Genomic DNA, 7,163 nt, shown 5'->3' with positions numbered 1-7,163 from the left:
TATTGTTGCAGACATAATCTTCCAAGAATCACCTATTTTAGTAAGATAAATATCATATTCATTTCCTGCAGAAGCATCATTTTCTCTTTTGCCCTCTAAGTCATAAGAAAAAGTTTCTGACACATAAACATCGACTTTAACATTATCACTATCTTTTTCTATTTTTTCAAAATCAAAAGTATACTTTGAATCAATTGGTTTATAATCTTGATAGTCATTATTAGCTTGTTTAAAATCATTTCTAGCTTTTAAATACTCTTTAAAGTCATCCGAGCCTAATGTTGAAAAATTATTTTTTCCACCATTAAAATTATAATCCTCTTTTACAAAGGTCTCTACTGTACTTTTTATAGATTCTTTTTCCTTTTCAGTAATATCATCTGTTGCATAACTTACGATATTAGTGCCACCAATGACAACTGAAGCACATATACAACATAAAAGTGCTTTTTTAAATTTTTTAAACATAATTAAATCCCCCTCTTTTTTAAGTTATGTAATTCAATTTTAAACTCAAATATATTTAAATGAGTTTATTGTATAGCTAAATCGGTAAAACCGAAATTAGTACCCATACTTAGTTTTCTTAATGTATAATATTTTGTAGCATAAATCGTTGAAAATGAAACAAAACATTGATTTTAGTAAAAGAACTAAAAAATTCAAACTCATTTTAACTGAAGCATTACTTTTTAAACAAATTTAATTTATTATTTGGACTTATGTGATATGAGTAATTAAATTAAGTAAGTGATTTGAAATGTATAAACTTTTTATGTAAATATTGTTAAATTAACATTCTATTTATGTAGTATCATTAATGTGATTGTACAATAGTAGAATTATTTTGTCAATAAAATAAAAATATTCTCAGAATAATTACCTTTATTCTGAGAATATTTTTATTTTTTATATCTATCAATAAATTCTTTTAAGGCTTGTCCCATTAGGTCATGCTTATCATATGGTTTATTTTCTTCAACCAAAATATCAAACTCGTCCCATATCTTTTCATTAATTCTAATAGTAGTTCTTTTAATTGGTGCTTCAGGTAAATCTATATTTATTCCTTCTCTTAATTCAATAACATCTGAATTTGATTTACCAGTTTTATTAATTTTAAACCATTCTATCATTTCTTTTAAAGTTTCTGTTTCTTGTGATATATAAAGCATATTTTCTTTTAATTTTGGAGTTGATATTACATCTATATTACTTATATCATCATGATTGCTAATTGAATTATTTTCTTTATTTTTAGCTGTATTACTTCGGGGATTACATGTGTATTCTAAAAGTACGAATTGATTTTCTTTTCTTCTGTAACCCTTGCTATTTAGATATTTTCTTATTGTGCTTTCATTAATCTCTAATTTATCTGAAACTTTTTTAAGACTTTTGTATTTAATCAATTTTTCATTTATATATCCTACAATGTCATTAATATCGCATTTTTTTAAATCATTCCAGTTCATAATATTTCACCTCTTAAATATAATTGTAATACATATGTATTACAATTATATTCTTATTCTATCTATGAACATCCTTTAAATCAAACAATTTATTATCTAGCAATCTAATTGGACTCTCTAGTTTGTTTGTTTTGTAAATAGTCGGAATAAGTGCAGGTGCTATGTTTAAAGCTTCTAACATCTTAAAATATTTCTTTAATTCTTCCTTGCTATACTTTTTCTTTTTAGCATATCTTAGTTCTAAATATTGCAATAGCTTCTTTTTACTATTCTTCTTCAACTTATTTGTTTCTTGTACTATTTTTTTAGCTTCAAAGTAATTGTAAAAGTCTAGTCTAGTGCTACAGATGAATCTCTTATACTTAGTTAGAACTATATCTCTGCATATGTATATATCATCATAGTATGTTTTAAATGTCTTACCATACTTTTTGAGTTCATAATTTGCACACTTAACCTCTAATCTTAAAGTATTAGTCGCAAGCTCCAAATCAATCTCATTTATATTTATACTACTCTTATACATATCTACTTTACTTTTTAATGTTTTAAGTTGCTCTAATTTGTTGTAGAAATTAATAGTGTATGTTTTATTTATGTTGCTCTTATAATTATTTTTAGACTTTATATAAACGCTCGTATTTGTGTCTATGTTATTTTTATCTACGTAGTTAATATATCTACTATCAGCTTTGTCTTTTATAATTTGATTAAATAGTCTTAAATATAAATCTGCATTTACATTATAAATATTAAATGTTACCTCCATGCTTGCAACTGTAAACTCTAATATGTCTAACTCTATGTTAAATAACTCTTTAAGCTTATAATTTACCTTTTGCCTTATCTCTTCCCTATAGTTATATAAGTCATCTACATTGTGTACATGATTACCTTGTTTGAGTAGCATTACAAGCCTACCAGTTACATATATTCTCTCTGAATTTACGGCATATAGAAATCTTACTCCATTCCAAGCAAGTATATAAGATGAAATATATTCAATTACTTCTCCTGTCTTGAAATCTATATATTCATTGTAGTTCTTTTTTAGCTTTAAACTAAACTTACTTGTATCTAGCTTTACATTTTTATATAAGTTAACTCTATCTATCATCCCCCACACCCCTTACGAAATCATCCTTGAATCAGTTTATTAATACTATATTTACAGACTAAAAACATGATTGCAAAACAAAAAAATAAACTTTATAATACCATTAATTAAGGGGTAGTTTGACCTTACGATTTTAGGACTTTTTGTGTGATGGAAATGAAAGTACTACACTAAAAGAAAACTTTTACTCTACTTACATATACCATATACACCCCCCTATTTAGCTGATAAACATATTATATTAAATATAATTTACATTCAAATAACTCTATAAATATAGAACGTTTGTACGCATTGAGATAGCTATTTTTACATGCAGACAAAAATTTTTTTCTTATGGAAATGGATGTATTTTTCATGATAATTTATATCAACTAATAATATTTTTTACTATTTTAGGTAACTTCTTTTACAAAACGACAATTCCACATTCAAATACCCTATATCTAAGTCATTGCAATACTTACAAGACTTTTTTGCATGTCAGTAGAAAAGGACATAAAAGATTATATTTTATGCCATTTTTTTGTAAGACATAGTATTTTCAATATATTAGCCTATTTATTCAAATCTTATTTTAGGCATTTTGTCAGTTGTAGGTCAGTAAATATTACTTTTTTTTATTTTTATGCTTGTTTTTACTCAATCACAAATACATATATTTTTTAATAAACTAAAAATATTTAAACCTTGTATTCTACCTATGTAGAGAACTTTTTGGTCACTTTGTTCTATAATTGTAGAATAAAACAATTATACTAATTTGACTCTTGCACTCTATTTTTATAGAATGAAAGTAAAATTAAAAAACTTTAAAAAGGCACTGGGGGAATTAATTATGTTTAAAAAAATACCACCTTCTGAATTGAAGATAATGAAGCTATTTTGGCAATCTGACAAGGTATTGACATCACAAGACATAGTTTCTATAATGAGTCATGAGTGGAAGCAGACCACAACACTTACACTTTTATCAAGATTAGTAAAAAGAAATTTTTTATCTGCTAAAAAGCATTCAACATATACGACATATACTGTTTTAGTTGATAAAGAAAGCTATTTACAATATGAAACTTTTGATTTTTTAAAAAACATACATAATGAATCTGTTACAAGTTTACTTCAATCAATGAGTAAAAAAGAATTTAGCAAAGAAGAAATAAAAACATTTAAAAGCTTTATTAAAGATATGCAAAATAAAAAATAAAATAGGTAGATTATATGGTTAATTTAATTTTACAAAATTTATTTCGTTCAACACTTATAAGCAGTTTAATTATTTGTATTTTAATAGTTTTGAATACAACTTTACTTAAAAATTTTAGTAAAAAACTTAATTATTATATTTGGATGATTGTTATAGCTAAATTGGTTTTTCCATTTACATACACATATACAATGTCTTCCACTAGTAAGTTAAATACTAAAAGTTTACTTGTTAATTCAAATATAGATACATTCCCAATCAATGAAAATATTAAAAATATTATTGTATTTGTTTGGGTTACCATTGCATTATTACTTTTTATCAGAACAATCAAAAGATATTTGAAATTCAAAGGCTTAATAGTTGACTTATCATATGATATTGAAGAAATAGAAGTAAATAAACTTTATAGCAATTTATTAAATGAATTTAAAATAAAAGAACATATAAAACTGAAATATACCTATGAAGTTGATAATCCCTCTTGTTTTGGATTATTTGAAAAATATATTCTTTTACCTCCACATGATTATTCTTTAGAAGAATTAAATTGGATTTTAAGACATGAATTGACTCACTATAAAAGCAAAGATTTGTATATTAGATACTTAATCCTATTTTTAAAATGTGTTTATTGGTTTAATCCACTTGTATATCTATTAGATAGAGTTGTAGAAAATATTTGTGAGATGCATTGTGATGAAACAGTTTTAAAAGATTGTAGTCTTGAGGATAGACAAAGTTATGCTATGACTGTTGTAAACTCAATTGAAAGAAATACAAATATACACAATGAATTTTCTACTGGTTTACATAGAGTCAAAGGATTTGAAAAAAGATTACATAATATGTTTGTTACCAAAAGTAGAAAAGGCATAATAATAGCATTAATATTGTGTTTATTATCTTCTCTTACATATTTGACTATTGACTCTGTTTCTTATAAATCATTAGACCATTCAATATACAAAAAATTTCCACTGAAAGATTCAGTTTATAAAATTCATGTTGACATTTAAAATATCCTACATTCTAGGATAATTAAATAATATTCAAAGGAGGGTTTTTATGTTAAAAAAAGTTAAAAAAATATTGATAATGCTATGTTGTTTATTTGCATTAACAAGCAGTATTGCATTCGCAGATACTGAAACAAATTCTACTTACACAGAAACAGACAAGCCATTATGGACAATTCATATTGAAGGTTATACCTTTACTTATGATAATGCTCCAAAACAAATTAAAGAAAAATATAAAAATAAATGTGATGAGCTAGGCATAACACCATCAGCTAAAGCTGAAATATTTATACCAGCTGATGAAATGCAAAGTTATGGATTAAAAAATTATAAAGGTAGTCAAGATGGTTTTGATATATTTTTTTATGGCACATATTTTAAAGTAACTGGTACAAAAAATTATACTGTTAAAACATCAACTCTAGTAGGGTATAATAAAGTAGAAAGTGGTAATCCCGTACATCTAGTACAAATATTACTTAAAGCTTGTGGTTATTCTCTAGGTGTTGACAGTCAATTCGGAAGTGAAACATATACAAAAGTTAGAAGTTTCCAATCAAGCAATAGTTTAAGTGTTGACGGTATTGTTGGAGCAAGAACATGGGAAAGATTAGCATATGTGGCACACTTGTAAAATAGTATCACAATTATTAATTTACATATAAAAATTAAGTCACCTTAAATGGGTGACTTTTTTAAGCTGCCTACTTTTTTATTAATAAAGTTCTGTAAAATTAAATATGATAAAACGAGTATTTTAATTACATAATTTTACAGTTTGAAGTATGTTTTTAAGGCTCTGTGTGCCTCTGTAAGCCCTTATAACTTTCTTTTTATATTCCAGTATTTATTTATTTTTATAAGCCCTTATTTGTTTGTTTTGTAAAGTTATTTTTAAAAAAAGAGCATAAGGAGTTTTTGCCCCCATATTACATAAATTTCATTTATTTCATGAACATGGAGAACTAGGCAAAGCCTAGTAAAACTCTTTGGTTAAAATCAAAATACTATCTATTTTATAGGTCATTTTTTTGGGGTCATAAAATCACTCAAAAATACACACTTAGACCACTATCAGACCACCAAAAACACATATTTTTTAATGTAAAATTTCCTATCTTTTAACAATATATAATCCTTAGCGAAACTCACCAAAACGATTGTTACACCAGTTTAGTATCTAGTTTTAATCAGTTATTACTTTAAATACTTGATACATACTAATTACATATGTTACATAACATTATAACCTAACGGTTACTTACGCCTTCAACCTACGGCTTTCAGTTGTTACTAACGCATTCTCAATATGCCAAGTCAGAAGGGACTTGACCTATATCGAATTTTGTTATACATGTTTTAAATCTTATTGACTACTTATTCTTTTAATGCAAACCTAAAGGCTTTGTAATTGGACGCAGTTACCCACGAACTACTGTCCGTGGTTACTTTCCATATCATTCAAACCCAATAGGATTGGTGTGTTACGACCACACAACGTTGGACTGATACAAGTAAATACTCCACTTTGTGATTTAACACAGTCTACCAACACCCCGACAATAGACAGTATATTTGAGTATTTCCACTAAGTGTTGCCTCCCCTAGCTCTTATATTTTGTAGTGCCTAGTTACTACTCTCACCCCTTCAATATGGTACCAGACATATTTATATGGTGTGGAAACTTAATCCCAGTATTTTGTCGGCTCTTTAGGGTGTTCCCTGTCGGGTGTCCCTATTGCTCTTGGTCAAATACTCCTCCTCATAAAACCACATTAAAAAAGACTTGTCCTACTATCTGAACAAGTCCGTAATTTTTATCTTTTATCGTTATCATCTTGATTTTTTTTCTTTCATCTCTTATAATTTATGTATATCTAAGAAGATAACAGCTATATTTTATATACTCTATGTTCTGTCAAAACATTTAGTATGTAACTTATAGTAAAAGATTACTGTTACTTAACTATTCGTCGGTAGTTGGTATTAACTCGTTATAAGGTCTGTCAACCTAATACGAGCAGTAGTCTTTTTTTATATTTAATTTTTTAATATAAGTTAATTATAATTCTAGTTATTAAATTTTACTAGCAAATTTTTCTATATTTCTTTTTTTTTTATAATTTTGTTTTTATATCATTCATTTTGTCTAACATCTTCTTTAGATTTTGTTTGACATTTACATCTTTTAATTCTTTACCATTTGAATAACCTAATTCCTTATTAACATCAAAATAAGAATCTACTGGATCTTCTTCTACTTTTATTGTTGCAGACATAATCTTCCAAGAATCACCTATTTTAGTAAGATAAATATCATATTCATTTCCTGCAGAAGCAT

General features: G+C 26.1%; 7 protein-coding genes. 3 read left to right on the top strand and 4 right to left on the bottom strand.

Features of this window, described 5'->3' with window-relative positions:
* The 3 genes from KGF52_RS19665 to KGF52_RS19655 form a co-directional block, all read right to left on the bottom strand.
* Positions 1-468 (bottom strand): hypothetical protein (locus KGF52_RS19665; protein WP_227841346.1); only part of this gene is annotated, 468 nt, incomplete at its 3' end.
* Positions 469-902: 434 nt separating this feature from the next.
* The gene (locus KGF52_RS19660; protein ID WP_227841345.1) at positions 903-1,475 is read right to left on the bottom strand and encodes a hypothetical protein; all 573 of its coding nucleotides are present in this window, start codon (positions 1,473-1,475) and stop codon (positions 903-905) included.
* Positions 1,476-1,533: 58 nt separating this feature from the next.
* On the bottom strand, positions 1,534-2,592 hold the full coding sequence (locus KGF52_RS19655; RefSeq protein WP_227830456.1) for a hypothetical protein: 1,059 nt from the start codon (positions 2,590-2,592) through the stop codon (positions 1,534-1,536).
* A gap of 838 nt (positions 2,593-3,430) precedes the next feature.
* Between KGF52_RS19655 and KGF52_RS19650 the strand changes: the two genes are divergently transcribed.
* The 3 genes from KGF52_RS19650 to KGF52_RS19640 are packed head-to-tail and all read left to right on the top strand — an operon-like array spanning position 3,431 to position 5,455.
* Complete coding sequence (locus tag KGF52_RS19650; RefSeq protein ID WP_074178789.1) at positions 3,431-3,799, top strand: BlaI/MecI/CopY family transcriptional regulator; 369 nt, start codon at positions 3,431-3,433, stop codon at positions 3,797-3,799.
* Between the two features lie 14 nt (positions 3,800-3,813).
* A complete protein-coding gene (locus KGF52_RS19645) occupies positions 3,814-4,818 on the top strand; it encodes a M56 family metallopeptidase (RefSeq protein ID WP_074178788.1) in 1,005 nt (334 codons plus the stop codon).
* A 49-nt stretch (positions 4,819-4,867) separates the two neighbouring features.
* Positions 4,868-5,455: a peptidoglycan-binding domain-containing protein gene (locus tag KGF52_RS19640; RefSeq protein WP_074176851.1), complete on the top strand. Its 588-nt coding sequence runs from the start codon at positions 4,868-4,870 to the stop codon at positions 5,453-5,455.
* Between the two features lie 1,484 nt (positions 5,456-6,939).
* Here KGF52_RS19640 and KGF52_RS19635 read toward each other — a convergent pair.
* The coding region (locus KGF52_RS19635) for a hypothetical protein (protein ID WP_227841344.1) at positions 6,940-7,163 on the bottom strand (224 nt) is incomplete at its 5' end.

Source organism: Clostridioides sp. ZZV15-6597, from assembly GCF_020657815.1.
Lineage (GTDB): Bacteria > Bacillota > Clostridia > Peptostreptococcales > Peptostreptococcaceae > Clostridioides.
This window is presented reverse-complemented; position numbering and strand designations above follow the sequence as displayed.

Coding starts and splice junctions, on each gene's coding strand:
- KGF52_RS19645 (WP_074178788.1), top strand. CDS start 3,814: ATGGTTAATTTAATTTTACAAAATTTATTTCGTTCAACACTTATAAGC.
- KGF52_RS19640 (WP_074176851.1), top strand. CDS start 4,868: ATGTTAAAAAAAGTTAAAAAAATATTGATAATGCTATGTTGTTTATTT.
- KGF52_RS19650 (WP_074178789.1), top strand. CDS start 3,431: ATGTTTAAAAAAATACCACCTTCTGAATTGAAGATAATGAAGCTATTT.
- KGF52_RS19660 (WP_227841345.1), bottom strand. CDS start 1,475: ATGAACTGGAATGATTTAAAAAAATGCGATATTAATGACATTGTAGGA.
- KGF52_RS19655 (WP_227830456.1), bottom strand. CDS start 2,592: ATGATAGATAGAGTTAACTTATATAAAAATGTAAAGCTAGATACAAGT.